This is a genomic window from Streptomyces sp. B21-083, assembly GCF_036898825.1.
Classification (GTDB): Bacteria; Actinomycetota; Actinomycetes; order Streptomycetales; family Streptomycetaceae; genus Streptomyces.
The window spans coordinates 3,745,190-3,771,997 of record NZ_JARUND010000002.1 but is presented as its reverse complement, the minus strand read 5'-3'; the positions used below and the strand labels follow the sequence as shown (position 1 = coordinate 3,771,997).

At 68.7% G+C, this 26,808-nt stretch carries 22 protein-coding genes and 1 tRNA gene; 6 read left to right on the top strand and 17 right to left on the bottom strand.

Annotated features, from left to right (window positions below):
* Positions 1 to 412 precede the first annotated feature (412 nt).
* The 4 genes from QA861_RS40825 to QA861_RS40810 form a co-directional block, all read right to left on the bottom strand.
* Positions 413 to 1,840, bottom strand: coding sequence for a GH1 family beta-glucosidase (locus QA861_RS40825; protein WP_334593932.1), 1,428 nt, complete (start codon positions 1,838 to 1,840; stop codon positions 413 to 415).
* Positions 1,841 to 1,995: 155 nt separating this feature from the next.
* Entirely contained in the window at positions 1,996 to 2,922 is a 927-nt protein-coding gene (locus QA861_RS40820; RefSeq protein WP_334593931.1) for a carbohydrate ABC transporter permease, read from the bottom strand.
* Entirely contained in the window at positions 2,919 to 3,938 is a 1,020-nt protein-coding gene (locus tag QA861_RS40815) for a carbohydrate ABC transporter permease (RefSeq protein WP_334593930.1), read from the bottom strand. The genes QA861_RS40820 and QA861_RS40815 overlap by 4 nt, the downstream gene beginning before the upstream one ends.
* Positions 3,935 to 5,272: an ABC transporter substrate-binding protein gene (locus tag QA861_RS40810; protein ID WP_334593929.1), complete on the bottom strand. Its 1,338-nt coding sequence runs from the start codon at positions 5,270 to 5,272 to the stop codon at positions 3,935 to 3,937. Before QA861_RS40810 ends, QA861_RS40815 begins: the two co-directional genes overlap by 4 nt.
* Positions 5,273 to 5,700: 428 nt before the next feature.
* Between QA861_RS40810 and QA861_RS40805 the strand changes: the two genes are divergently transcribed.
* Entirely contained in the window at positions 5,701 to 6,756 is a 1,056-nt protein-coding gene (locus QA861_RS40805) for a LacI family DNA-binding transcriptional regulator (RefSeq protein WP_334593928.1), read from the top strand.
* 148 nt (positions 6,757 to 6,904) lie between these two features.
* On the opposite strand, the gene QA861_RS40800 is transcribed toward QA861_RS40805, so the two are convergent.
* From QA861_RS40800 to QA861_RS40785, 4 genes are all read right to left on the bottom strand, one after another.
* Positions 6,905 to 6,977, bottom strand: a tRNA-His gene (locus tag QA861_RS40800).
* A 141-nt stretch (positions 6,978 to 7,118) separates the two neighbouring features.
* Complete coding sequence (orn, locus tag QA861_RS40795; protein ID WP_334593927.1) at positions 7,119 to 7,724, bottom strand: oligoribonuclease; 606 nt, start codon at positions 7,722 to 7,724, stop codon at positions 7,119 to 7,121.
* Between the two features lie 564 nt (positions 7,725 to 8,288).
* Positions 8,289 to 9,569: a helix-turn-helix domain-containing protein gene (locus QA861_RS40790; protein WP_334593926.1), complete on the bottom strand. Its 1,281-nt coding sequence runs from the start codon at positions 9,567 to 9,569 to the stop codon at positions 8,289 to 8,291.
* A 386-nt stretch (positions 9,570 to 9,955) separates the two neighbouring features.
* Entirely contained in the window at positions 9,956 to 10,285 is a 330-nt protein-coding gene (locus tag QA861_RS40785) for a hypothetical protein (protein ID WP_334593924.1), read from the bottom strand.
* Between the two features lie 346 nt (positions 10,286 to 10,631).
* Between QA861_RS40785 and QA861_RS40780 the strand changes: the two genes are divergently transcribed.
* The gene (locus QA861_RS40780) at positions 10,632 to 11,159 is read left to right on the top strand and encodes a universal stress protein (protein ID WP_006376589.1); all 528 of its coding nucleotides are present in this window, start codon (positions 10,632 to 10,634) and stop codon (positions 11,157 to 11,159) included.
* A gap of 292 nt (positions 11,160 to 11,451) precedes the next feature.
* Here QA861_RS40780 and glmS read toward each other — a convergent pair whose 3' ends face one another.
* Positions 11,452 to 13,269, bottom strand: coding sequence for a glutamine--fructose-6-phosphate transaminase (isomerizing) (gene glmS, locus QA861_RS40775; protein WP_334593923.1), 1,818 nt, complete (start codon positions 13,267 to 13,269; stop codon positions 11,452 to 11,454).
* Positions 13,270 to 13,317: 48 nt separating this feature from the next.
* Positions 13,318 to 13,575, bottom strand: a complete 258-nt coding sequence (locus QA861_RS40770; RefSeq protein WP_334593922.1) for a hypothetical protein — start codon at positions 13,573 to 13,575, stop codon at positions 13,318 to 13,320.
* 164 nt (positions 13,576 to 13,739) lie between these two features.
* Here QA861_RS40770 and QA861_RS40765 point away from each other — a divergent pair, with 164 nt between their 5' ends.
* Complete coding sequence (locus QA861_RS40765; protein ID WP_334595006.1) at positions 13,740 to 15,314, top strand: purple acid phosphatase family protein; 1,575 nt, start codon at positions 13,740 to 13,742, stop codon at positions 15,312 to 15,314.
* A 99-nt stretch (positions 15,315 to 15,413) separates the two neighbouring features.
* Here the strand turns inward: QA861_RS40765 and QA861_RS40760 are convergent, their stop codons facing one another.
* The 7 genes from QA861_RS40760 to QA861_RS40730 all read right to left on the bottom strand — a co-directional run bounded on the left by QA861_RS40760 (position 15,414) and on the right by QA861_RS40730 (position 23,706).
* Positions 15,414 to 16,307, bottom strand: a complete 894-nt coding sequence (locus tag QA861_RS40760; protein WP_334593921.1) for a DUF4429 domain-containing protein — start codon at positions 16,305 to 16,307, stop codon at positions 15,414 to 15,416.
* 93 nt (positions 16,308 to 16,400) lie between these two features.
* Positions 16,401 to 18,206 carry an IucA/IucC family protein gene (locus tag QA861_RS40755; RefSeq protein WP_334593919.1) on the bottom strand — a complete coding sequence of 602 codons (1,806 nt, stop codon included), beginning with the start codon at positions 18,204 to 18,206 and terminating at the stop codon, positions 16,401 to 16,403.
* Positions 18,203 to 18,748, bottom strand: coding sequence for a GNAT family N-acetyltransferase (locus QA861_RS40750; RefSeq protein ID WP_334593918.1), 546 nt, complete (start codon positions 18,746 to 18,748; stop codon positions 18,203 to 18,205). The genes QA861_RS40755 and QA861_RS40750 overlap by 4 nt, the downstream gene beginning before the upstream one ends.
* The gene (locus tag QA861_RS40745) at positions 18,745 to 20,091 is read right to left on the bottom strand and encodes a lysine N(6)-hydroxylase/L-ornithine N(5)-oxygenase family protein (protein WP_443041642.1); all 1,347 of its coding nucleotides are present in this window, start codon (positions 20,089 to 20,091) and stop codon (positions 18,745 to 18,747) included. Before QA861_RS40745 ends, QA861_RS40750 begins: the two co-directional genes overlap by 4 nt.
* Positions 20,045 to 21,490: a lysine decarboxylase DesA gene (gene desA / locus QA861_RS40740; RefSeq protein ID WP_334593916.1), complete on the bottom strand. Its 1,446-nt coding sequence runs from the start codon at positions 21,488 to 21,490 to the stop codon at positions 20,045 to 20,047. The genes QA861_RS40745 and desA overlap by 47 nt, the downstream gene beginning before the upstream one ends.
* 140 nt (positions 21,491 to 21,630) lie before the next feature.
* Positions 21,631 to 22,506 (bottom strand): siderophore-interacting protein, encoded by an 876-nt coding sequence (locus QA861_RS40735; RefSeq protein ID WP_334593913.1) that lies wholly within the window; start codon positions 22,504 to 22,506, stop codon positions 21,631 to 21,633.
* Between the two features lie 138 nt (positions 22,507 to 22,644).
* On the bottom strand, positions 22,645 to 23,706 hold the full coding sequence (locus QA861_RS40730; RefSeq protein WP_334593912.1) for an ABC transporter substrate-binding protein: 1,062 nt from the start codon (positions 23,704 to 23,706) through the stop codon (positions 22,645 to 22,647).
* A gap of 156 nt (positions 23,707 to 23,862) precedes the next feature.
* Between QA861_RS40730 and QA861_RS40725 the strand changes: the two genes are divergently transcribed.
* The 3 genes from QA861_RS40725 (at position 23,863) to QA861_RS40715 (ending at position 26,363) form a co-directional block, all read left to right on the top strand.
* Complete coding sequence (locus QA861_RS40725) at positions 23,863 to 24,009, top strand: hypothetical protein (protein ID WP_334593911.1); 147 nt, start codon at positions 23,863 to 23,865, stop codon at positions 24,007 to 24,009.
* 172 nt (positions 24,010 to 24,181) lie between these two features.
* On the top strand, positions 24,182 to 25,972 hold the full coding sequence (locus tag QA861_RS40720) for an NlpC/P60 family protein (protein ID WP_334593910.1): 1,791 nt from the start codon (positions 24,182 to 24,184) through the stop codon (positions 25,970 to 25,972).
* Between the two features lie 73 nt (positions 25,973 to 26,045).
* Entirely contained in the window at positions 26,046 to 26,363 is a 318-nt protein-coding gene (locus QA861_RS40715; protein WP_334593909.1) for a DUF6980 family protein, read from the top strand.
* Positions 26,364 to 26,808: the final 445 nt, after the last annotated feature.

The window sequence follows — 26,808 nt, the reverse complement described above, 5'->3', positions numbered from 1 at the left end:
TACGACTCCGTCTCCCACCTGGTTTCCGGGCAGGGTGCCTGGTCCTTCAGAGCTGGGGTGAATGCCCGCTCCCGAGCGGCGGGGCAGGCGTAGCCGGGTCGTGGTCAGGGCGATTCGGCGTATCAGCCGGCTCGACCGCGAGGCGCACGACGTGCACAAGGTACTGGCCGATACCGATTCCGGCGTCCCTCTGTCGTGCGGCCGTACATGTGAGCCCCCGCTCACCGGCGCCGATGACGGAGGAAGCCGCCCTGCTTGCCGTCGGTCGATACCCCGGGACATGCCCGGGCCGGGGCGCGGCACCCCCCTCAGGTGTCGCGTCCCGGCCGGACTCAGAACCCCCGCTCAGACCCCGTATACAGAACCCATATACAGAACCCGGGTTCAGAACCCCCGCCCAACCCCCGGAGGGTCACTCCGTGTTCGTCGGCGGCAGGGTGCCGCTGCGGGCCGCGCGGCCGTACCAGAGGGCGCTCGACTTCGGGGTGCGGCCCAGGGTCGCGTAGTCGACGTACACCGCGCCGAAACGCTTGCCGTAGCCGTACGCCCACTCGAAGTTGTCCATCAGGGACCACAGGTAGTAGCCCCGGACGTCCGCGCCCTCGGCGATCGCGCGCCGGACCGCCCGCAGATGGCCGTGGAGGTAGGCGATCCGCTCGGGGTCGTGGACGCGGCCGTCGGACTCGGGCTTGTCGTCGTAGGCGGCGCCGTTCTCCGTGACGTAGATCGGCAGCCCCGGAGCCTCCTTCGTGTACCGCATGATCAGGTCGTGCAGGCCCGTCGGGTCGATCGACCAGCCCATCTCCGTGCGCTCGCCCGGAGACTGGTGGAAGAGGACCTCGTCCGCCCCCGGCCACGGCGAGAAGTCGCTCGCCCCGTGACCGTCGGCACGCGGGCCGCTCGGCCTCTCCTCGGCCGCCGACACCAGCGTCGGCGTGTAGTAGTTGAGGCCCAGCGCGTCCAGCGGCTGGTTGATCAGCGCGAGGTCACCGTCGAGGACGTACGACCAGTCGGTGATCGACGAGGTGGCGGCGAGCAGGGTCTCCGGGTAGGCGCCGTGCAGCATCGGGCCGTGGAAGACGCCGTTGGCCAGGTCGTCGATCTTCCGGACGGCGGCCAGGTCCTCCGGGGTCTGCGAAAGCGGCCTGACCACCGACGAGTTGAGGCTCACCGCGACCGTGTTGCGGGCCGGCATCGCCGCCCGCAGGGCTGAAGCGCCCAGCCCGTGCGCCAGGTTGAGGTGATGCGCCGCCCGGAGGGAGGCCAGCGGCTCGGTACGGCCCGGCGCGTGCACACCCGAGGCGTAACCCAGGAACGCGCTGCACCAGGGCTCGTTGAGCGTGATCCACTGCTCGACGCGGTCTCCCAGGGCCTCGCCCATGATCTGGGCGTACTCGGCGAAACGCAGCGCGGTCTCCCGCTCCGGCCAGCCGCCCGCGTCCTCCAACTCCTGCGGGAGGTCCCAGTGGTAGAGGGTGACCGCAGGCTTGATGTTGTGTTCGAGCAGTTCGTCGACGAGGCGCCGGTAGAAGTCCAGACCGCGCTGGACCGCCGGTCCCCGGCCCGTCGGCTGCACCCGCGACCAGGAGACGGAGAAGCGGTACGCGGTCAGGCCCAGGTCGGCCATCAGCTGAACGTCGTCGCGGTAGCGGTGGTAGTGGTCGACAGCGATGTCACCGTGCTCACCGCCGGCCGTCTTGCCCGGCGTATGGCTGAAGGTGTCCCAGATCGAGGGGGTGCGGCCGTCCTCCCGCACCGCCCCTTCGATCTGGTACGCGGAGGTCGCCGCGCCCCAGAGGAAGGCGGGAGGAAAGGTCACAGGCGTAACGGATTCAGGCATGGAAGCGCTCCCATAGGAGGTCGTGGAGACCGACGGGTCGGAGATGAGGGAAGTGGGGGGAGAATGCGAGGGGGCCGAGGCGGCGGTGACCCGGCCCCCGAGAGTTCCCGTACGAAAGTCCCTGACGAAAGTCCCGTACGAAGGTCCTGTGCGGGTCAGCCCTTGATCGCGCCGTTCATGATGCCGCCCACGATCTGCTTGCCGAACAGGAGGAAGGCGATGAGCAGCGGCAGCGTGCCCAGCAGCGCGCCCGCCATGATCACTGCCTGGTCGGGGACGTAACCGGTGCCGAGGCCGTTCAGGGCGACCTGGACCGTCGGGTTCTGCTGGTTCAGGGCGATGATCGGCCACAGGAAGTCGTTCCAGGCGAACACGAAGGTCAGCAGGCCGAGCACGGCCATCGCGGGCCGAGCCGCCGGGAAGACCACGTGCCACACCACGCGCAGGCTGTTCGCGCCGTCCACCCGCGCCGCCTCGATCAGCTCGGAGGGCAGCGCCTGCACCAGGTACTGCCGCATGAAGAACGTACCGAAGGCGGTGACCAGCGTCGGCAGGATCACGGTCTGCAACTGGTTGGACCAGCCGAGGTCGGCCATCCACAGGTACAGCGGTACGACGGCGAGCTGCGGCGGGATCATCATCGTGCCGATGGTCAGCAGGAGCAGCGCGCTGGAGAACCTGAACCGCAGCTTGGCGAAGGCGAATCCGGCCAGCGTCGAGAACAGCACCGTACTGACCGTGATGGCGCCGGCGACGAGCGTGCTGTTGAGCATCGCCGTGCCGAGTCCCACCTCGTCCCACGCGGCCTGCATGTTCTTGAACAGGTTCGCCCCGAACCACAGCGGCGGCGGCGTCTGGGCGAGCCGGGTGTTGTCGCGGGAGGCTGCGATCGCCGTCCACAGCAGCGGGGCCAGCGAGACCAGCGAGAAGACCGTCAGGACGACGTAGGTGACCGGGCCCGCGTGCAGTTGCTTGCCCGCGCCGACCATCCGGCGGCGCCGGGAGCCCCTGTCGTCCTTCGGCTTCGGCTCTGTGTCCGTGTCCGTGTCCGCCTGAGGCAGCGTCAGATCACTTGTGGTCATTGGGATTTCCTCAGACGTCGGTTGATCAGCATGTTGACCGCGGCGACGATCAGCAGGATCAGGAACATCGACCACGCGATCGCGGACGCCTTGCCGAGGTTGCCGATGATCCAGCCCTGGTCGTACATGTACAGACCGAGCGTCTGGTACTGGTGCTCGGAGCCGCCCTTGGACCCGCCGAACAGCAGGGGCTCACCGAAGAGTTGGGTCGCGCCGATGGTGGACACGACCACGGTGAACAGGATCGTCGGCCGGAGCATCGGGATCGTGACATGGCGGAACTGCTGCCAGCGGTTCGCGCCGTCGAGAGCCGCCGACTCGTACAGGTCGGAGGGGATCGCCTGCATCGCCGCGAGGTAGATCAGCGCGTTGTAGCCGGTCCATCGCCAGATCACGATGCTGGAGACGGCGAACTGACCGCCCCAGTCGGACTCGCGCCAGTTGATCGGGTCGACCCCGACGAAGTGCAGCAGCCAGTTGATCATGCCGCCGTCCCACGAGTACAGCAGCGTGAAGACCAGCGTCGCCGCGGCCACCGAGGTGGCGTACGGGGTGAGCATGACCACCCGCCACAGGGTCGAGCCGCGCAGCTTGTAGTTGAGCAGGTGCGCGATGCCGAGCGCCAGGAGCAGCTGCGGCACGGTCGAGATCAGACCGATGGTGAAGGTGTTCTTCAGGGCGTTCCAGAAGAAGTCCGAGGACCACAGGTTCTTGTAGTTCTCCAGGCCCACCCAGGTCTGGTTGTCCAGCGAGGACAGCTGCACGCTGTGCAGCGAGTACCAGCCCGTGTAGAGGAGCGGGACCAGTCCGAAGGCCCCGAAGACGAGGAAGAAGGGGGTGATGAACGCGTACGGCGACGCCTTCATGTCCCAGCGGTACAGCCGACTGCGCCACGAGCCGGGGCCGGTAGGCGGCTTACCGCGACCTTGAGCGCCCCGGACCGCGCCCGGCTGGTCGCCGGGCGCGGTCTCGGCACTCGGCGCGGGATGCGCGAGAGCCTGCTTGGAGCTGGTCACTGGCCGAGCACGTCCTTGATCTCGTTCTTGGCCGCGTCCCATCCCTGCTCAGGGCTCTTGCCCTTCTGCTCGACCTGGATGATGCCGACGTCCGTGATCGCGGTGCCGATCGGCTGGTCCTTGACGCCGAAGTACTGGACCGGGATGGTCTTGGCCGACGCCGCGTAGATCTCGGTGATCGGGGCGTTCGAGAAGTACTCGACGGTGGCGGCCTGCGGCTTCAGGGTCGCGTACGCCGACGGGGCCGACGGGAAGCTCGCCTGCTTGGCGAAGACCTTCGCCTGCTGCTCGGGGGCCGTCAGCCACTTGGCGAGCGCGATGGCCTCCTTCTGGTGCTTGCCGGCCGTCGGTACGCCGAGGAACGCGCCGCCCCAGTTGGCCGCGGTCGGCGCCGCTGCCACGTCCCAGTTGCCCTTGCCGGACTCACCGGACTTCTCCTGGATGTAGCCGATCATCCACGCGGGGCAGGCCACGGTCGCGAAGGTGGCGTTCGAGAAGCCCTGGTCCCACGGCTTGTCGAACTGCTTCAGCTTCGCCGACATGTTGCTGGTCGCCACCTGCATCGCGGCGTCCCAGGCGTCCTTCACGCCCTTGGACTTGTCCCAGATGACGTTGCCGTCCTTGTCGTAGTAGCGCTCGCTCCCGCCACCCAGCGCCGCGTTGTAGACCGAGGAAGCGGAGTCCACGAACTTGGTGCCGCTCGGCGCCTTCTTCATGTAGTCCTTGCCGACGCCGACGAACTTCGACCAGTCGCCCGCCCACTGTGCGGCGAGCTTGGTCCGGTCCGTCTCCAGACCGGCCTTCTTGAACAGGTCCTTGCGGTAGCAGATCGCCATCGGGCCGATGTCGGTGCCGAGCCCGATCTGCTTGCCGTCCTTGGTGGTGGCCTGGGCGTTCTTCCAGTCCAGCCACTGGGACTTGTCGACCTCCTTGCCGAGGTCGACGAACTTGTCCGCCTGTGTCTGTACGGCCTCGGCGACGTTGCCGATCTCGATCGCCTGGATGTCGTCGACACCGGAACCGGCCTGCAGACGGGTGATCGTCTTGGGCCAGTACACGTCGGTCTTGGTGGTGACGTTCTCCTTGATGCTGACGTCCGGGTGGAGTTTCATGTACTCGTCGTAGAGACCAGCCTGCTTGTAACCGAAGACACCGAAGGTGCCGATGGTCAGCGCGGTCTTGCCGCCGCCGCCACTGCCTCCGCCGTTGCCTCCGCCGCTGTTCGACGAGCCGTCGCCCGAGTCGTCGGCGCAGCCGGCCAGCAGCCCCGTCGTCAGTGTGGCGACGACCGTGAGGGTCATCAGTCTGCGGGACCTGCGGGTACTCGTGCGCATTGCGTCCTCCTGTTGCCTGACGTGCCGACCCCCCGGCCAACTGCGTTGCTGGGCCCGTTAGTTCTGATGCGGCGGCTCGGGCGGGGAACGTGCGGGATGTGTATGTGTCAGGTACCGTGGGAGCGCTCCCACAGGTGATGTGTTGAAGAGTCGTCGGTCTGGGCGGGGGTGTCAAGGGTGGAGACGCGGGGATGTGTCTTCGGTTATCGGGCTGTTAACTAAAGCTCCTGAAAGCGGAACGGAAGGCTTCGGAAGGCCGGGAACCGACCGGGATCCGACCCCGGAAACGTAGCCCCGGGCGCCGCGGGATCCCCCGCGGACCGTGGAAGGGGTGCCGCCAGGTCTCGCTGGGCCTGTTGCCGGACTTCGGTCCGCAAAGCGTGCTGTTAGATTCCAGAGCAGACCAGAGCGGTGACGGGAGACGGACCATGGTGGGCCACGGAGTGCGGGGCCGGAGTGGCGGGCGGCCGACCCTCGAAGAGGTCGCCGCGCGCGCCGGAGTGGGCCGTGGCACGGTCTCCCGGGTGATCAACGGCTCACCGAGGGTCAGCGACGTGACCCGGGCGGCGGTCGAGGCGGCGGTCGCGGAACTCGGCTACGTCCCGAACACCGCGGCCCGCGCCCTCGCGGCGAACCGCACGGACGCGATCGCGCTCGTCGTCCCCGAGCCGGAGACCCGCTTCTTCGCGGAACCGTACTTCTCCGACATGCTGCGCGGTGTGGGCGCCGCGATCTCGGACACGGAGATGCAGCTCCTGCTGATCTTCGCGGGCAACGACAGGGAGCGCCAGCGCCTCGCCCAGTATCTGGCCGCCCACCGGGTCGACGGCGTCCTCCTGGTCTCGGTCCACGCGGACGACCCGCTTCCCGACCTGCTGGCCCAGCTGGAGATCCCGGCGGTGATCAGCGGCCCGAGGTCGGCTGCGGAAAACCTCACCTCGGTGGACTCCGACAACTACGGAGGCGGCCGGCAGGCAGTCGAACACCTCCTCTCCCGGGGCCGCCGCAAGGTCGCCCACATCACGGGCCGGCTGGACGTGTACGGCGCCCAGCGCCGCGTCGACGGCTACCGCGAAGCCCTGGAGGCGGCCGGCCACGAGGTGGACGAGGACCTGATCGAACCGGGCGACTTCACCGAGGAGGGCGGCCGTAGGGCGATGACCCGACTCCTGTCCCGCTGCCCCGACCTGGACGCGGTCTTCGCCGGCTCCGACGTGACGGCGGCGGGCGCCCGCCAGGTCCTGCGCGAACGGGGCCGCCGTATCCCGGAGGACGTGGCCCTCGTCGGCTACGACGACTCGGCCATCGCCCGTCACATGGACCCGCCCCTGACCAGCGTCCGCCAGCCGATAGTGGAGATGGGCCGGGCCATGATCGACCTCCTCCTGGAGGAGGTCGCGGACCGCCGCCCGACGGCATCCCGGGTACTGGAGCGCCGCCAGGTGGTGCTTCCCACGGAACTGATGACTCGTACGTCGTCCTGAGCCTGCGGGATAACACCTCGCAGGCGTACGGGAGTTCACGTACGGGCGCGGAAGCGGTGTTCCTGGGCGGTTCCCGTGATGTTCCCGGGAGTCGGGATACGACTGAGGGGCTGAACCGTTTTCACGGTTCAGCCCCTCAGTCGATCAGGGTGAGTGACGGGACTTGAACCCGCGGCATCCTGGACCACAACCAGGTGCTCTACCAGCTGAGCTACACCCACCATGACCGGCTTGGGAAGTCCGAGTGGTCTTCCTGACCGGCCGAGAAAAAGTGTACAGGGTCCGAAGGGGTGCTCGCGCCCGGCTTTCTCGGGGCTGTCGCGAGCACTGTCGCAGGCGCTGTGGCAGTCGCCGTCGTACGGCTACTGCGCCGCGGGCAGGACGTGCTTCGCCGCGATCGTGCGGGCCGTGTCCGAGTCCGGGCCGGGCTGCGGTACGAAGATCGCCTCGCGGTAGTAGCGCAGCTCGGCGATCGACTCGCGGATGTCGGCGAGGGCGCGGTGGTTGCCGTTCTTGTCAGGGCTGTTGAAGTACGCCCTCGGGTACCAGCGGCGGGCCAGCTCCTTCACCGAGCTGACGTCCACGATCCGGTAGTGGAGGTACGCCTCCAGGGTCCCCATGTCGCGCAGCAGGAAGCCGCGGTCGGTGCCGACCGTGTTGCCGCACAGCGGGGCCTTGCCCGGCTCCTTGACGTGCTCGCGCACATATGCCAGGACCCGTGCCTCGGCGTCCGCCAGCGTCGTACCGCCGGCCAGTTCGTCGAGGAGTCCGGACGCGGTGTGCATCTGCCGCACCACCTCCGGCATCGTCTCCAGCGCCGAGTCGGGCGGACGGATGACGATGTCCACCCCCTCGCCGAGTACGTTCAGCTCGGAGTCGGTGACCAGTGCGGCCACCTCGATGAGCGCGTCGTCGGACAGCGAGAGACCGGTCATCTCGCAGTCGATCCACACCATGCGATCGTTCATGCGTCTCACCTTACTGCGGGGGGTTGGGCGCCCGGTGTCGGTGTAGGCCTCGGCTGGGGGCTCCGCCCCCAGGCCCCCGGTCGCGCTGAACGCGCTCGTCCTCAAACGCCGGACGGGCTGAATGGTGCGCCGGGGATGGATGGTGCACCCGGCATGGGTGGTGCGCCCGAGGCTGGATGGTGCGCCCGGCATGGGTGGTGCGCCCGAGGCTGGATGGTGCGCCCGGAGTGGGTGGTGCGCCCGGAGTGGGTGGTGCGCCCGGCATGGATGGTGCGCCCGGCATGGATGGTGCGCCGGGCTGAATGCGCGCTCGGGGTGGATGCGCGCCCAGGGTGGATGCGCCCGAGCGGATGGCGCGCAGGGGCTGGATGGTGCGCCCGAAGTGGATGGCGCACCCGGGTCGGCTGGCGCGCCCGGGTCGGCTGGCGCACCCGGGCCGGAGGGTGCGCCCGGGCCGGAGGGTGCGCCCGGGCCGGAAATGTCGGACGGGCCGGGGGTGTCGGACGGGCCGGGGGTGTCCCCCAGCCCGTCCGGCGTTCACAAGCCACCTGCCGTTACGCGCCGTTACGCGCCGCTCCGCTGGCTCGGCAGGCTCGCGCGGTTTCCGGCGTACGGATCCCGCCCGTGGTCCGCCGACAGGCCGACCGAGCTCGCCGTGCGGCGGGCCTGGATCGGGACCGGGCTGTCCGGGTGCGGGGCGCGGTCGTGGCCGTGGTTCGGGCCGTGCTGTCCGTGGCCCTGGCCCGCCGTGGTCGGCGTACCCATGCCCCCGGGGCCGCCCTGCGCCCCGGTCACCGCTCCGTCCGGCTCCTGCACCCGCTCACTCTGCGGCCTGCGTGCCCGGTACGCCGCGCGGTACGCGGCCGGGGACGAGCCCAACTGGCGGCGGAAGTGGCCGCGCAGGGCCACCGGGGAACGGAAGCCGCAGCGGCCCGCGACCTCGTCCACCGAGTAGTCCGACGTCTCCAGGAGACGCTGGGCCTGCAGGACGCGTTGCGTGATCAGCCACTGCAACGGCGCGCTTCCCGTGAGCGAGCGGAAGCGGCGGTCGAACGTACGACGGGACATGTACGCGCGTGCCGCCAGCGTCTCCACGTCGAACTGCTCGTGGAGGTGCTCCAGCGCCCAGGCGACGACCTCGGCGAGCGGGTCGGCGCCGATCTCCTCTGGTAAAGATCGATCGAGGTAGCGCTCCTGGCCGCCCGATCGGCGCGGTGGGACCACCAGTCGGCGGGCCAGCGCACCGGCCGCCTCGTTGCCGTGGTCCGTCCGCACGATGTGCAGGCACAGGTCGATGCCTGCCGCCGTACCGGCGCTGGTCAGTACGTCGCCGTCGTCCACGAAGAGTTCGCGTGGGTCGACATGGACGGACGGATAGCGCTTCGCCAGCGTCGGTGCGTACATCCAGTGTGTCGTCGCCGGCCGGCCGTCCAGCAGGCCCGCCGCCGCGAGGACGAACGCGCCTGTGCACAGGCCTACGATCCGCGCACCTTCTTCATGGGCCCGGCGCAGTGCGTCGAGCGCTTCCTCCGGCGGCGGCGCGGTGATCGAACGCCAGGCGGGCACGACGACCGTGCCTGCCCGTGCGATCGCTTCCAGGCCGTTCGGTGCGGTCAGTTCCAGCCCGCCGGTGGTCCGCAGCGGACCCTCTTCTCCGCCGCACACCAACAGTCGGTAGCGCGGTACGCCGGCGTCCTGGCGGTCGATCCCGAACACCGAAAGTGGAATGGAACTCTCGAAGATGGGGCCGCCGCTGAACAGCAGCACCGCGACGATCTCCTTGCGGCGTCGCCCGGAGAGTTTCCGGGCCGCGGCTTCCGGCGCGGCAGTGGAGTCGTGGCTCATACTGCTAAGCCCCCCTCGGTGGTCGCGTCGCCCCTATCTGGTCGGGTCTGTCGCTCCAACACGTTTCCCCTCGGTCCTGCACGAGTCCCCCGCCGTAGACAGTCAAGATCGAATCTACTGTGTCCCATGATGCCGAGGTGACCAGTTGGTCACTCGACAGATTGTCGACTTGGCAACTTGGCGTAAAGCATTCGATCACGAAGCGTTGCACTCGTGGGGCGTGCAGGGAAGTGCGCCTCGTCCTGGTGGCCAATCCGCGTAGGGTGCGCGGCCCCGGCTGGACCCTTTCAGTGCAGGTGGAACAGGGGTTTGGGGGTTGTTCGGCCAAGGGGTGCACGGTTACCGGAAGTTGGCTGAAAAGCATCGGGCGCGTGCGCTAAAACAGGTCAGTCGACCGGTGTACTTCCGCCGGAGTGTCGACCGCCCCGGTGGGGGCCGGAACCGGTCCTCCCGTGCCGCCCCCGGGAATGGACGCCCTCCTCGGCGGGCCGCCCCCGGGGCGGCGCGCTCTCCTCGGCCGGCGGGCGGGTCGCGCACCGCTCGGACTGCCTCAGCAGCACCCGGCACACCCCTGTCACGGCCGCCAGGCCCAGCGCCGTACCGGCCGCGCCGCCCAGTGAGGTGCCGTAGAGGACGAGCACCACGGGGACCAGAACGCAGCTGAACGCCGCCCAGCGGACGAGGTCGGTCGCGGAGTCCTGGGTCGGTGAGGTCATGGCTGCTCCCTGTGACGACGGGTCACCGGGTTCAACGCGTGTTCGAGCGGTCGGTCACTGGTCATGATGTCCGGAAGATGTACGCGATCGCGATCGGCGTAGGCGAGATGTAGGCGAACCCTGCGGAAACAGCCTGTACGTGGCAGCAACCATTGCGTTACGGGCACCCCCTCGTGCATGCTCCCTGGAACCCGTCCGGAGCAGGTGCGGGCTGTGGGCTACGGAGGCGTGCCGCCGTACCCTTGGGGGTATGGGGTTGGGAAGATGATTCCCGGACACAGCTCCGCCGCACACTGTCGTCCCCATTACGTCGTCCCTCCACGAGGATCAAAACGCCGAGAATCCCATGGCCGGTCACGAATTTCTGGAACCCGCGGACCGCAAGCGCCCTGTCGCCGATCACACGGCGGCCGAGCCCTTGGCGGCGGAAGAACCACGTCAGTCCTGCGACCCCGCGTTCAAGCACGGTGTCGTCGTCGGTTTCGACGGCTCGACGTCGAGCGAGCGCGCCCTCGCGTACGCCATCGGCATGGCCCACCGTTCCGGTTCGGGTCTGATCATCGTGCACGTCGCCAACCGGCTGCCCACCACGGTGTGGGCCGGCTGTGAGCCGCCCGTCTTCGTCGACGTGCCGGACCACCGGACCGAGGTCCTCGGGCTCGAACTCGCGTGCGCGGACTATCTGGCCGAGGTGCCCTGGATCCTTGTCGAGCGTGGCGGCGACATCTGCCACGAACTCGAAGAGGTGGGGCGGGAGTACGAGGCCGACGCGATCGTGGTCGGTTCGACCCACGGCATCGTCGGGCGCATCTTCGGATCGGTGGCCGGGCGGCTCGCCAAGCGGGCCCAGCGGCCCGTCGTGGTCATTCCTTAGCTCCCCCGGCTGCCCGAACTCCCTTGCAGGGTGCCTCTATTGCGCTGGGCAAACCTACTTGCGCGTAGAGGTGTTCGTGCGCTTGTGAAGGGCATATACCGGTCACCGCACCCGGGGTGTGACGGCCACGGGGTGCCGCGCAGGCTGGGGGTTGGGCGACTCCCGGCGGTATGAGCGGGCCCCTCGTGTCTGGTGGCAGCACGAGGGGTCCGTTTCTGTTCGTCGGCCGCTGCGGGTGCGTGGGGGCTTGTCGCGCAGTTCCTCGCGCCCCTTGAAGCCACCAGCGGGTCGGCTACTCCACCGTTACCGACTTTGCCAGGTTCCTTGGCTTGTCGATGTCCCGGCCCAGGGCCAACGCCGTGTGGTAGGCGAGGAGTTGGAGGGGAATGCCCATCAGGATCGGGTCCAGCTCGTCCTCGTTCTTCGGGACGATGATCGTCTCGTCGGCCTTCTCCTGGTTCTGGTGGGCCACCGCGAGGATGCGGCCGCTGCGGGCCTTGATCTCCTCCAGGGCGGCGCGGTTCTTCTCCAGGAGGTCGTCGTTCGGGACGATCGCGACCGTGGGCAGCGCGGGCTCGATGAGGGCCAGCGGACCGTGCTTCAACTCCGAGGCGGGGTAGGCCTCGGCGTGGATGTACGAGACCTCCTTGAGCTTCAGGGAGGCCTCGCGGGCCACCGGGTAGCCCCGGACACGGCCGATGAAGAGCATCGAGCGGGCCTCGGCGTACTGCTCGGCCAGCTTCCTGATCTCCTCCTCCTGCTCCAGGATCTCGGAGATCTGCCCGGGCAGCCTGCGCAGGCCCTCGATGATCCGCTTGCCGTCGCGGACCGACAGGTCCCGGGTGCGGCCCAGGTGCAGGGCGAGGAGCGCGAAGGCGACCGTGGTGTTGGTGAAGCACTTCGTCGAGACGACGCAGACCTCGGGGCCCGCGTGCACGTACATGCCGCCGTCCGCCTCGCGGGCGATCGCCGAACCGACCACGTTGACGATGCCCAGCACCCGCGCGCCCTTGCGCTTCAGCTCCTGTACGGCGGCCAGCACGTCGTACGTCTCACCGGACTGCGAGACGGCCACGTACAGGGTGTCGGGGTCGACGACCGCGTTGCGGTAGCGGAACTCGGAGGCCGGCTCGGCGTCGGCCGGGATACGGGCCAGCTCCTCGATCATCTGGGCGCCGATCATGCCCGCGTGGTACGAGGTGCCGCAGCCGAGGATCTTGACGCGCCGCACGGCACGCGCCTCACGGGCGTCCAGGTTGAGGCCGCCGAGGTGGACCGTGGAGAAACGGTCGTCGATCCGGCCGCGCAGGACGCGGTCGACGGCCTCGGGCTGCTCGTGGATCTCCTTGTGCATGTAGGTGTCGTGGCCGCCCATGTCGTAGGAGGCGGCCTCCCACTCCACGGTGGTGGGCTCCGCCGTGGTGCGGGTGCCCTCCGTCGTGTAGGTGCGGAAGTCGTCGGCCTTGAGGGTGGCCATCTCGCCGTCGTCCAGCGTCACTATCTGCCGCGTGTGGGTGACCAGCGCGGCGATGTCGGAGGCGACGAACATCTCCTTCTCGCCGATGCCGAGGACGACCGGCGACCCGTTGCGGGCCGTCACGATCCGGTCGGGGAAGTCGGCGTGCATGACCGCGATGCCGTACGTGCCCTCGATCACGCGCAGCGCCTGGCGGACCTTCTCCTCCAGGGTCTCCGCCTGGGAGCGGGCGATGAGGTGGGTGAGAACCTCGGTGTCCGTCTCGGAGAGGAACTCGACGCCGTCGGCCTCCAGCTTCTTGCGCAGGTCGGAGGCGTTGTCGATGATCCCGTTGTGGACGACGGCGACCTTGTTGTCGGTCGACATGTGCGGGTGCGCGTTGTGGTCGGAGGGGGCGCCGTGCGTGGCCCAGCGGGTGTGGGCGATGCCGGTGGTGCCGGCGAAGCGCTTGGGGACCTTGGCCTCCAGGTCCCGGACCCGGCCCTTGGCCTTGACCATCTTCAGGCCCGTGGCCTTCGGCGAGGTCACGACGATGCCCGCCGAGTCGTAGCCGCGGTACTCCAGGCGCTGCAGGCCTTCGAGGAGCAGCGGCGCCACGTCACGCCTGCCGATGTATCCGACGATTCCGCACATATATAAGTGTCCCTGTCCCTGTCGTACGTGGATGCGTACGTGGATGAGCTAGCCGTAGACGATGCGGCGCAGTTGCCGGAGGGTGAGCTCCGGTGGTGCGACCGCGCGGTATTTCAGGTCCGCCTCGATCCGGTCGAAGATCTCCGCGTTCACCAGTCCCTGGCCCTGGAGTTCGCGGTGGCGGCGACGGACATAATCCTCGGTTGTCTCGTCGAAGTAGGCGAGAACGTCCTGAATCACTCGTAGCGCCTCGCCCCGGGCCAGGGGCGTGGTACGCATCAGATGATCAATGAGGTCGTCGTGCACCTGACGATCCTGAGGTAAAGCGCGGGCAATCGCAAGAATCCTGCCCGATATCGGGCAACGGTCTGTTGAAACTCTTATGGGACCCTGTTCGAGCGCCGTTCACCCTGTGTCCTGCGTGGAGATGGGTACTCAGAGCACCGTTTTCAGCCATGGACACTCCTCGCATGGGCGTACCCGAGCAGCTCGCCGACCGCATGAGCATGGCCGAGCAGCACGAGTACCTTCGCGCCAAGTTCTCGCGGCGCACGATGATCAGAAGCGGCGCCGTCACCGTCGGCGCCGTCGCGGGCGGAGCGTTCGTGCCGGGCGCGGTCGCCCAGGCCGCGACGCGGACCTCCGTACCGACGCAGACGTACGCGCAGGCCGAGAAGGTCGACGGCGCGCTCGTCGCCCCCTTCGGCCGTCACCTCGCCTGGGGCAACGACCCCCGCACGGAGATCACCGTCTCCTGGCAGGTCCCGGTCGCGGTGAAGAAGCCCTTCATCCGGATCGGCGCTCACCCGTGGGACCTCTCCCGCAAGATAGAGGCCGAGGTCCGCACCCTCTACACCCCGGCCGGTGTCGGCGCCAGCGGCGACCACACCCAGTACTACCTGCACGCCAAGCTCACCCACCTGCGCCCCGGCAGGACGTATTACTACGGCGTCGGCCACGCCCGCTTCGACCCGGCCGAGGCACACCTGCTGGGCACGCTCGGCACCTTCACCACCGCCCCCGCCCACAACAAGCCGTTCACCTTCACGGCCTTCGGCGACGAGGGTGTCAGCTACCACGCCCTCGCCAACAACAGCCTGCTCCTCGGCCAGAACCCGGCCTTCCACCTGCACGCCGGTGACATCGCGTACGGCGACCCGGCCGGCCAGGGCAAGACCTCCGACACCGGCTTCGACTCGCGCGTGTGGGACCAGTTCCTCGCCCAGACCGAGTCGGTCGCCAAGTCCGTCCCGTGGATGCCGGCCTACGGCAACCACGACATGGAGGCCTGGTACTCGCCCAACGGCTACGGCGGCGAGGACGCCCGCTGGACCCTCCCCGACAACGGCCCGGACAAGAAGAACCTCCCCGGCGTCTACTCCTTCGTCTACGGCAACACGGCGGTCATCTCGCTCGACGCCAACGACATCTCCCTCGAGATCCCGGCCAACCTCGGCATCTCCGGCGGTACGCAGACCAAGTGGCTGGAGGCGCAGCTCAAGAAGTTCCGCGCCTCCAAGAACGTCGACTTCGTCGTCGTCTTCTTCCACCACTGCGCCTACTGCACCTCCACCGCGCACGCCTCGGAGGGGGGCGTGCGCCAGGAGTGGGTGCCGCTGTTCGAGAAGTACACGGTCGACCTGGTCATCAACGGCCACAACCACCAGTACGAGCGCACCGACGTCATCAAGGGCGGCGCGGTCACCAAGAAGCTCCCGATCGGCGGCACGGCGTACCCCGAGTCCGAGGGTGTCGTCTACGTGACGGCGGGCGCGGCCGGCCGCAGCCTGTACGCGTTCTCCGCCCCGCTGTCCTACGAGGGCCACGAGAACGAGGTCGACTCGGTCGAATCCTTCATCAACACCAAGGACGGCAAGGTCAACGAGACGGTCACCTGGTCGCGCGTGCGCTACCTCGACTACTCGTTCCTGCGCGTCGACGTCACCCCCGCCGCCAAGGGCCGCCACGCCACGCTGACGGTGCGCGGTATCGCGGAGACAGGCGAGGAGGTCGACCGCTTCACGGTCGCGCGCCGCGTACGCTGAGCATGCGCGTATGCCCAGAAGGCAGGGCGTACGAGTGAGTTACGAGTGACACCAACAGGCGGTTCTCCGGCGTGAGTCGCATGTTCCTTGCATGCGTCTCTACATGCGCTTGAGGATCGCCTGTTTGGCGTGCGCGAACTCGTCGTCCGTGAGGACGCCCGTCCGGTGCAGCTCACCGAGTTCGCGCAGACGGCGGAGGTGGGCGTCGTGGTCGTGTTCGGCCGACGGTGAATTGTCGGCCGTGGGTCCGGCGATCTCCTTCTGCCGCTGTGGGGGTACGTCCGTCACGGGCGCCGCCGGATGCGGCAGTCGGGCCTGGACGGCCGCCGCGACCAACGCCATCAACGGGTCCTTCTTGAACCCCCACAGCTCGACGGAGTTGGGGTCGTACTTCGGCGGGGCCTTGGTCGGCGCGCGGCGCACACCGAAACGCAGGTGGCCGTTCTCCAGGCCCACCGCCGGATGCCACTCCACGGCCGTGATGTCGGCGACGGCCAGGGAACGGGGGCCGGCGGCGGCCTTCGCGTCCTCCGTCTTCCAGTTCCACTCCAGCCGGACGTGCTCACCGTCGAAGGTGGCGGTGCCGTCCCCGGCCGACACGGACAGCGGTACGGCGGGCCCGGGCAGCAGATACCGGTCCACGGCACCGGACGGCACCTCGTCGAGCAGCAGCGCGTTACGCACTTCGTCCACGAAGTACTCGGCGACGCCGTAGCGGTCGGACTCCACGTTCAGCTGGTACGGGTCGTCGGTGTCCGTCAGTTTGCCGCCGGTCGCCTGGAGCAGCGGGTCGGCGCCGTCACGCAGCCGGAGCCTGAGGCGTCCCGCCTTTCTGCCCTGCTCGAAGGAGACACCGGCCAATGCGTCCAGGGGGACGGCGAGTTCGCCCAGGTCCTTGCGGAGCAGGCTGATGTTCCTGTCGCGCCCCGGGGTGAGCCGGAGGGCGTCACCGTCGAAGACCCATGTGCCGTCCTTCTGGATGATTTCCGCCATGAAGGAGATTGTTCCCGATGCCCGAGACGACGGGCACCTCGAAGGACCGTACTCCGAGGTGCCCGTCTGTACAGGGGAGTGCGCGGGGTGTGCTTACCGGCCTGCGATCGGGTTCTTCAGGTTGCCGACGAGCTGGAGGGCGCCTGCCGGGTCCGCGAGGTCCACCATCTGCTTGTTGTCGCGGAGTTGGAGCCGGTTGAGGCAGGACAGGGCGAACTCGGGCGCGAACATGTCGTACTGCCGGAACTTGTCGGCGAGTTCGGGCGCTGACGCCTGGTATGCGCGGGTGACCTCGGCGACCGTCCGCCAGAAGTCGTCCTCCTCCAGGACGCCTTCGGTGGCGAGGTTCGCGGCCAGGAAGCGGAGGAAGCAGTCGAAGACGTCCGTGAAGACGGACAGGAGCTTCTTCTCCTCCGGGACGTCCACCCGCAGCCGCTCGACCGTCGGCGGCAGTACCGCGTCCGGGTCCATGACGGCGATCTCCTCGGCGATGTCCTTGTAGATCGCGCGCTGGACCGTGCCGTCCCGCAGGACGAGGATGACGTTCTCGCCGTGCGGCATGTAGACCAGGTCGTAGGCGTAGAAGCTGTGCAGGAGCGGGGTGAGGTAGGCGCGGAGGTAGCCGCGCAGCCACTCCTTCGGGGGCAGGCCCGACTGCTCGACGAGCGCGGCGGCGAAGGAGCGGCCCTCGTGGTCGACGTGGAGCAGGGAGGCCATCGTCGCGAGCGACTCGCCCTCCGCGAGGGACGGCACCGGGCTCTCGCGCCAGAGCGCGGCCAGCATCTTGCGGTAGGGGGAGTAGCGGTCGGTGGCGGCCTCGTACTCCAGGTGACGGTAGCCGACGGCCGCGCGCTCGCGGATGATCGACAGGCCCGTCGACTTCAACACCGGGTCGTTGTCGATGAGTTGGGCGAGCCAGTCGTTGATGGCCGGGGTGGCCTCCATGTAGGCGGCCGAAAGCCCGCGCATGAAGCCCATGTTGAGGACCGAGAGAGCCGTTTTGACGTAGTGCTTCTCGGGGGCTGACCGGTTGAAGAAGGTGCGGATGGACTGCTGGGCCAGGTACTCGTCGTCGCCCTCGCCCAGGCAGACCAGGTGCTGCTGGGCGATCTCGGCGGCGAAGGTGACACTGAGCTTGTTCCACCACTGCCAGGGGTGCACCGGGATGAAGAGATACTCGGTGGGGTCGAGGCCCTGGTCGGACAGTTTCGTACGGAAGCGGACGACCGTCTCATGCCCCAACTCCGCGCGCAGGAAGGCCTCGTACTCGATACCGACGCCCGCCGTGAACGCGGCGCGCGAGCGGTGCGCGGCGAGCCACACCAGCCGGACCGGGCTCGCGGTCTCGGGTGCGTACGAGAGGTACTCGTGCACGCCGAAGCCCAGCCGCCCGTTGTTGGCGACGAAGCAGGGGTGACCCTCGGTCATCCCGGTCTCGATCTCCTGGAAGCCGCTTCTCACGAGCTCGGCGACGGGGATCTGCGGCTTGGTGAGCTTGTAGCAGGTGCCGGAGAGGGTGGAGGAGATCTCCTCCAGGTACACGGGCAGGACCTCGTCGCTCAGGCCGAGCGATTTCCGCAGCTCGATGAAGAAGTCGAGGGCGGCGAGCGGGAGTTCGGCTCCGTTGCGGTGCCGGGTGATGGAGTCGGCGTCGACCTGCCAGTGGTCGAGGGCGTGGCGGGTGGCGGTGAAGCGGTAGCCGGTCAGGCCGTCGTCGCCGAGTACGACGTACCTGTCCCCGTCCCCGTCCCCGTCCCTATTCCCGTCCTTGTCCTGCTCGGGCTCGGGGGTGATCAGGCGTTCGTGCGCGAACTCGGCGAGGGCCTTGCGGATGAGGAGGCGGTTGGCCTGCTCCCAGCGTTCGGGGGAGAGATGGGCCGTGGCGTCGGCGAGGCTCATACGGACATCGCCCTCTCGAACTGCTCGCGGGTGCAGAAACTCAGCAACGCCTTCTTCTCCGGCTTCTGTATCTCGCGCTCGGGCACGAACCCGACGGCTTCGTTCAGGGCGTGGACGGCCTTGTTGCCGACGTCCGGCTCGACGACGACGCGGGCGGTACGCGGGTCCGCGAAGAGGTGTGTCATCACGGCGGTGATGACGGCCCTGGTGAACCCGGGCACCGGTGTGTCGGTCGCCGGCACCAGGAAGTGCATGCCGACGTCGCCGGGCTCGGGCTCGTACAGGCCGACCAGCTCGCGGTGGACCGGGTCGTACCGCTCCATCAGGAAGGCGGGTTCGCCGTCCCGGAGACCGAGCAGGGCCTCCTGGTGCTCGTCGGCGGCGACCTCCATATAGGCCCGCTCGACGTCTTCGAGCCGGGAGTCCTGCATCATCCAGTAGGACGCCTTGGGGTGCGTGAGCCAGCCGTGCAGCAGCTCGGCGTCCTGGAGGGGGTCGAGCGCGCGAACGGTCAGGCTGCCTACGGCGGTTGAGGTGCTCATACGGCGAACTCCTGGAAGGCGATGGTCTTCTCGACCGGGTAGTACTCGCTGCCGAGCAGCTCGCCGATGATGAAGCTGTTGCGGTACGCGCCCATGCCCAGGTCGGGTGAGGTGATCGAGTGAGTGTGGACACCGGAGTTCTGCAGGAAGATCCCGCGTCCGGTCGTGTCGATCGAGTAGTTGCGGGCGATGTCGAAGTTGCCCTGGGTGTCGTAGCGCAGCCGGTCGCGGACGGGCCTGAGGAACTCGGGCTCGGCGTACTTGTAGCCGGTGGCGAGGATCAGACCCTGGGTGTCCAGCGTGTAGTCCTTCTCCTGCTCCTCCTGGCGCAGCCCGAGGGTGTACGTCCCGCTGCTGCTGCCGTTTTCGTTGCCGCTCTCGTAAGTCACCGTGTTCAACGCGGAGTTGGTGAGCAGACGGGTGGGGACCGGGCCGCCGAGGTTCTTCCGGTAGAGCAGGTCGAAGATCTCGTTGATCAGCTCGCCGTCGATCCCCTTGAACAGGCCCTTCTGCTCCTGCGTGAGGCGGTAACGGGTCCGCTCGGGCAGCGCGCGGAAGTAGTCGATGTACTCCGGGGAGGTCATCTCCAGCGTCAGCTTGGTGTATTCGAGCGGGAAGAAACGCGGCGAGCGCGTCACCCAGTTGAGCCGGTAGCCGTGGACGTCGATCTCGCTGAGGAGGTCGTGGTAGATCTCGGCGGCGGACTGACCGCTGCCGACGAGCGTGATCGACTCCTTGGTCTGCAACTCCCGCTTGTGCCGCATGTACTGGGAGTTGTGGATGAAGTCGCCGGCCAGGTCCGCACACGCCTCCGGGACGTACGGGGGAGTACCGGTGCCGAGGACGAGCTTGCGCGCCCGGTACACATCACCGGCCACCGTGCGGACCACGTACAGCTCGTCCTCGTCCTCGTAAGTCACCTCCGCGACCGTGGTGTTGAAGCGGACGCTGCGGAGTTTGCCGGCGGCCCAGCGACAGTAGTCGTCGTACTCGACGCGCAGGGGATAGAAGTTCTCGCGGATGTAGAACGAGTAGAGACGGCCCGATTCCTTCAGATAGTTGAGGAAGGAGTACGGGGAGGTCGGATCGGCGAGGGTGACGAGGTCCGACATGAACGGCGTCTGGAGATGTGCGCCGTCGAGGAACATTCCCGAATGCCATTCGAAGTCGGGCTTCGATTCGAGGAAGAGGCCGTCGAGTTCGGCGATCGGCTCGGTGAGACAGGCGAGTCCGAGGTTGAACGGGCCGAGACCGATCCCTATGAAGTCGTAGGTGTGGTTCGTCTTGGCTGCGGCTTCAGGAAGCGACGCGGTCAACGGATGCTCCAAGGTACTGCTCGGCATGGCCGGCGATCAGGTCGAGTACGGCGGTGATGTCGTCCGTCGTCGTCTCGGGGTTGAGCAGGGTGAACTTGAGGTAGTGCCGTGCGCCGACCTTCGTCCCCGCGACCACGGCCGCACCGGAGGCGAACAGGGCCTTGCGGGCGTACAGGTTGGCGCGGTCGATGTCCGCGGGGTCGGTGACGGCGGCGGGGATGTAGCGGAAGACGAGGGTGGAGAGGGAGGGCTCGACGACGACGTCGTAGCGCGGGTCGGCGGCAAGGATCTCCCAGCCCTCCTGGGCCAGGTCGCAGACCTCGTCGAAGAGTTCGCCGATACCGTCGGCGCCCATCACGCGCAGGGTCATCCACAGCTTGAGCGCGTCGAAACGACGGGTCGTCTGCAGTGACTTGTCGACCTGGTTGGGGATGCGCTCCTGCACCATGCGACGCGGGTTGAGGTACTCAGCGTGATAGGTGGCGTGCCGGAGCGTGGCCGCGTCCCGGACCAGCACCGCGCTCGAACTCACCGGCTGGAAGAAGGACTTGTGGTAGTCGACGGTTACCGAGTCGGCGCGCTCGATGCCGGTGAGAAGGTCCCGGCGCTTGACCGAGGCGAGCAGTCCACAGCCGTAGGCGGCGTCGACGTGCAGCCAAGTGCCGTACTGGGCACAGAGTTCGGCGATCTCGGGGAGCGGATCGATGGAGCCGAAGTCGGTGGTGCCGGCGGTGGCGACGACGGCCATCGCGACCAGCCCGTCGCGTCGGCAGCGCTCCAACTCGTGGGCGAGGGCGACAGTTTGCATGCGCTTGTCGTGGCCGACGGGGATGGAGACGACAGCGTCGGGGCTCAGTCCGAGGAGCTTCGCGGACTTCTTCACGCTGAAGTGGCTGACCTCGGAGGCGAGGATACGCAGGTCGGCGGTGGACTCGCTCTTCGCCTCCTCCCGGGCCAGCAGCAGCGCCTGGAGGTTGGACTGGCTGCCGCCGCTGGTGAAGATGCCGTCGGCGGCGGGGCCGAGGCCGATGCGCTCGTTGGTCCAGTCGATCAGTTTGCGCTCGATGAGGGTGCCGCCGGCCGACTGGTCCCAGGTGTCGAGGGAGGAGTTGACGGCGGAGAGGATGGCCTCGCCGAGCACCGCCGGTATGACGACCGGGCAGTTGAGGTGGGCGAGGTAGCGCGGGTGGTGGAAGTAGACCGCGTCGCGCAGATAGACCTCTTCGAGCTCGTCGAGGGCGGCGGCCTCGTCGAGGAGGGGGCGGTCCAGGTCGATCCGGTCGATGCGGGGGGCGAGGGCGTCGACCGTGACGCCGGTGAACGGACGGTCCGTGGTGGCGAGTTTCGCCGCCACCCGCTCGACTCCTTCGGTCACGGAACGGCGGTACCGCTCCGCGGTCGTGTCATTGAGCAGGTGCGAGCGCATCGGGGGAGCCTCCGGGAAACAGAGAGGGCAGGTGCTGGTTCAGCATGCCGAACGGCCGAACGATTAACTTAGGTTAGCCTAACCTAAGTTTCTGTGAATCACCGGTCCCACCGTCACGGCTGTGACCTGGGCCTCTCCCGTCATTCGGGCTGCTCACGCAGCTGTTCCTCGCTCAGCCCGCGCCGCCAGTAACCGACGAAGGTGACGGCCCGACGGTCGACACCGCGCTCCCGTACGAGATGCCGGCGCAGCTCCTTCACGGCGGACGACTCGCCCGCGATCCAGACGTACGGCCGCTCGGCGAAAGGGAGTCGGGCGGCCCGGATCGCTTCCAGGGCGGTGGGGGTGCCGACGCCCGCACCGGTGACCGCGCCGCGCACGAGCCAGGTGATCTCGGCGTCGGCGGCGGTCACCAGATCCTGCATGTCGCCGGCGTGCCCGGCCTCCAGCCAGACCTGGGCCCGGGTGCCGGCGGGCAGCGATTCGAGGATCGCGGAGGCGGCCGGTACGGCGGTCTCGTCCGCCCAGATGACGACGAGATCGGTGCCGGTCGGCGGGCAGAAGCGGATCGCGCGGTTGTCGGCGATCGCCGGCCCGAGCACCAGGACCCGGTCCCCGACGCCCGCCCGGGAGGCCCAGAGGGAGGCGGGCCCGGCGGGGGCGACGGCGCCGGGTTCGACGCCGTGCAGCACGAAGTCGATGTCGATCTCCGTCGTACGACCGTGAGCGTCGGCGCGCAGAGCGCGGAGCGTGTACGAGCGCAGCACCGCCCGTACGTCGTCCGGGAGTTCACGCCACCCCTGCCACCATCCGTCGCCCAGCTCGACGGGCACGGCGGGGGCGTCCTGCCCCGGGTGCGGAAGAAAGAGGGAGAGACTCTGATCGCGCCCGTCGGAGAAGAAGTCCGACAGATCGTCCCCGGCGAAGGTGATGCGGAGGAGGGATGGCCCGAGGCGGGCGGTGCGAACTACTTGGAGGGCGAAGAACCGGAAGGGGGCGGCGACGGCGGTCGTCATGAGTCCTCCTGAAGTGGGGTCAGGGGGCGCGGATGGCACGCCCCTGAAAGGGGCGCGGGGAACTGCGCGACCAGCCACAGCGGACGCGCGGCTCCCCACGAACGAGCACACTCACGGCGCGAATCAAGGTGCCCGGTGTCAACCGACCTTCTTCGCGTTCTCGATCGCCTCCGCGAGGCTCGTGAGAAGCGGCACGCACTTGTCGTACGACAGGATCGGCTCGGGATTACGCGCGATCACCTGACCCGCCTTCACCGCAGGCAACTGCTTCCAGGTCGCCTCGGTGATGTCGGCGGGCTGAATGGCCGACGTACGGTTGTCCATCATGATCACGTCGGCCTTGTACTTGTCGACGTTCTCCCAGCTCAGGCTCTCGTACCAGCCGCCGCTCGCCTTCAGGACGTCGGCGGCGGGCTCGACGAAGTTCACGCCGAGGGCCTTGAAGTACTCCAGGTCGACGGAGAGGTTGGAGCCGGAGACGTAGAAGATGTCCTGGCTCGCGGAACCGACCAGCACCTTGACGTTCGGCTTGGCCCTGGTGGCGGCGCGCAGTCGGGCGGCGGCGTCCTCGAATGCCTTCTTCGCGGCGGTCACCTTGGCGGAGGTGGTGTCCGCGCCGAGGGTCTTCGCCAGCTCCAGCATGCGCCGCAGCGGCTGGTCGAGCTGGACGTCGAACACGGAGATGCCGACGGTCGGGGCGCCGACGGCGAGGATCTTCTCCTTGGACTCCTCAGGGACGTACCAGAGGGTGCCCGCGCTGTCGAACATCGTGGTGACGAGGAGGTCCGGGGCGAGGGCCGCGTACTTCTCGATGTTGAACTGGCCCCACTCGTTGCCGAGGACGGTCACCTTGGTGACGTCCATGTCGCCGGCCTGGACGTCTGCCTTGCCGTCCTTGGTCGTGGTCGGGCCGAAGACGCCCCTGACCTCGACGCCGTAGTCGTGGAGCGCGGCGGCGACACCGGTGAAGGCGACGATGCTGGAGGGCACCTTGTCGGCCTTGGCGGTCTGGCCGCGGTCGTCCTCGAACGTCCAGGGCCCGGCGGGGGGAGTCGCGCCGGCCTTCGACGCGTCCGCGCCCGCGCCACCGTTTTTCGCGTCCTCGTCCCCGCAGGCGGCGAGGACGGCACCGAGGCCGAGGGCGCCGCCTGCGGCGAGGATGCCGCGGCGGGAGAGGTGGGTGGCACGGGCGTTGGGCATGAGATGGCTGCTTTCGAACGGGGCGGTTCGGTCCGCCGGACAATCCGCTAGGAAGGTTAGCCTAACCTCACTTGAGGTCCAGGGGTCGGCCCAGGTCTTCCGTCTTCGCCGTCCCCTCCACCTTCACCGTCTTCACCACCTTCATCGTGTTGGCCCGTGACCGGCATGCGCGGCACCGGCGTGGCCGCCGTCTCGGTCCATCTCACCGGCGGCGCCGAGACCACGCAGTCGTCGACCGACCTGCTGTCGTTCCTCCTGGTCATGCTCGCGGAGGACGGCTGGGACAGGGCGGCACGTGTGTAGTTCCGCCGGTGGGGGCAGCCCGCGGCGGCGGCTTCCGGGCATGCCGGCGGGCGTACCGGCGGCATGGGTGGCGGCGCCGCCTCCCGCTCCGGGGCGGCTCACCTGAGTCCGGCCGACCGGCCGACCACTCGCACACCGGCCCATCGTGACGCCGTACGAGATCATGTCCGCCATGACCACCACCTCACGGCGTCACCTGCTCACCGCCATCGCAGCCACCGCGGCCTCCGTGCCGTTGGCCGGTCTGACCGTTGCTCCGGCCCGCGCCGCCGGCTCGTCCGTGTCCGTCCCGCCCTTCGCGCCGACGACCGGCGTGGCAGCGAACGCCCTTGCCGCAGGCGCCCGTTCGGCAGTGACCCTCCCCCCGCTGAACGCCTCCTACTTCGCCTCCCTGACCCTCGGCGCCGCGCTCACCGCCACCGTCCTCCCCGGAACCCCGTCCCGCACCGAGGTCACCTCAGGCGGCAAGCGCGTCGCGCTGCTCACGCACGGTGCTCGGTCCGTCGTACTGCCGGGCCCGCAGCGGACGTTCGCCGAGAACAAGCGACTCTTCGTGGACGACTTCCAGCGCACCCTGCCGGATCTGTCGCTGCCGGAGACGAGCCGGGCGTACTGGGGTACCTCGCCCGGGGGCGGCAGTTGGTCCACACTCGGGGGTGTCGACACCGACTTCTCGGTCGTGCCAGGGGTCGGGAGAATCGCCCTGACCACGGAGAACGTCAGTCGGCACGCCAGCCTGCGGGACGACGAGATCACCGACGTCGACGTGCGGGCGGTGGCGTCGTTCGACAAGGTGCCTGCGGGGGACGCGTGTTCGTACGCGCTGTCCTTCGGTTATCAGAACACGCACAACAACTACCGGGCCCGGCTGTCCTTTCTCACCACAGGCGCTGTCCAACTGCGCGTCGAGAAGGAAGTCGCCGACGTCGTAGGGCAGTTGGCCTCCCCGGTGACCCTTGCCACCGGGGTGTCCGCAGGCACCCGTTGGACGATCCGGGTGCGGCGGGAGGGGGCGGTCATCCGGGCCAAGGCGTGGGCGTCGGCGTCGGCGGAGCCGTCCGCCTGGGCCGTCGAGGTCAGCGACTCCACCTTCGGCAAGGGACGCGTGGGACTGCGCGCGCTGGCCGCAACCGGGTGCACCAACCTGCCGGTCACACTCGCCGTCAGCCGTTTCCAGGTGGACGCCGCCAACTGGGACACCCCGCCGAGCGTCACCCACGGCGACTGGGTACGGGTGCTGCCCCAGCCCTTCGACGGCAACTGGAACGAGGAGACAGAAGCCGTCATACGTACGTGGGCCGGATCCACTGCCCCTGACGTGCTCGCGTACGCCGCCATGTTCCTCGGCGACGCGCCCGCGGTGACGGCCGGGGCCGGACCGGCCCAGGGCAAGCAGGTGCTGGGCGAGGCCGGGTACGGGTATCTCGATCCCCAGGGCTACCGGTACGAGGGCGCCGACTTCCACGAGTACATGAACGTCGGCTGGACCTTCGACGACGGCGTCCACACCGGGCCGTCCAGCAAGCAGGTCGGCAATCTCGACTGCTCGGGGTACACGCGCATGGTCTACGGCTACCACCTGGGCGTTCCGATGGCCGCAGGCGAGGACACCACAGGGCTCCGGATCCCGCGCAAGTCCCGGCACATGGCCGACCACGCCCCCGGCGTACGCATCGACCGCACCGACGGCACCAACCCGCCCGCCGCCGCGCTGCTCCAGCCCGGCGACCTGGTCCTCTTCAACGCCGACTCCGGTGACGACACCCCGAACGACCCGAACAACCCGACAGTCACCGTCGATCACGTCGGTATCCACCTCGGCACGGACGCGGCCGGCAAGCGCCGGTTCCTCTCCAGCCGCAAGACCGTCAACGGGCCCACGATGGGCGACCTCGGCGGCGCCTCACTCCTGGACGGCACGGGAACCTACGCCACCACCCTGCACACGGTGCACCGGATCTGAGCTGTGCCGGGCCCTCACCGGGGGCGGACGAGAGGTGGTCCCTCGTCCGCCCCCGGTGGGGGAGGATGAGCCGGTGACCGATCACTGCTGTACGGAGATGGCCCGCCGTGTGGACTGGGACTGCGACGTCCATGCCGATCCGTACGCCTGCCCGGACGCGCTCGTCGGCTTCGTCGCGAAGTTCCAGGAGTACGGGCTGATCATCCACGACGGCGGTACCGCGACGACTGGCATCCTCTTCTGTCCGTGGTGCGGCCGGCGGTTGCCCGAGTCGCAGCGAGACCGGTGGTTCGACGAGCTGGAGGCTCTGGGCATCGATCCGTGGGAGGACGACGTTCCCGTGGAGTTCGAGGGCAGCAGCTGGCTGCGCCTTCGGCCGCGTGGCGTTTAGGGGACACACGCGATCGTTCTCATCGGTGAGTCCGGGCACGCGGCCGGTGTCGGCTCCGGCGGTTATGCCTGGGTGAACAGCTCCTCCGTGGCGGCGCTGTGAGTGACCGGTCGAGCCGGCTGCCGAGGGCGTCCAGGTCGGTGCAGGCGCTGATGCGTCCCGGGCGGCTTCGGAGACGTCGATGCCGCGAAGGTCGAGGATGCGCAGGATGTCCTTCGCGCGGCCCTTGGCTTCGCCTTCGGCCTCACCTTGGGTGAAGCCGTTGATGCGGTATTCCTCCACGATGGTGCCGCTGCCCGGGAAGCGGCTGGGACGCATGGCCACGAGGTTCCCCCGGAGCGCGCGGGCCGGGGTGTCACCCAGGCCGATTCCGGTGTATTCCCGCCCAGTCGTCCAAGGCGTTGCCGCCGACATTGGCCAGCACCGTCGCCAGTGCTTCCAATAT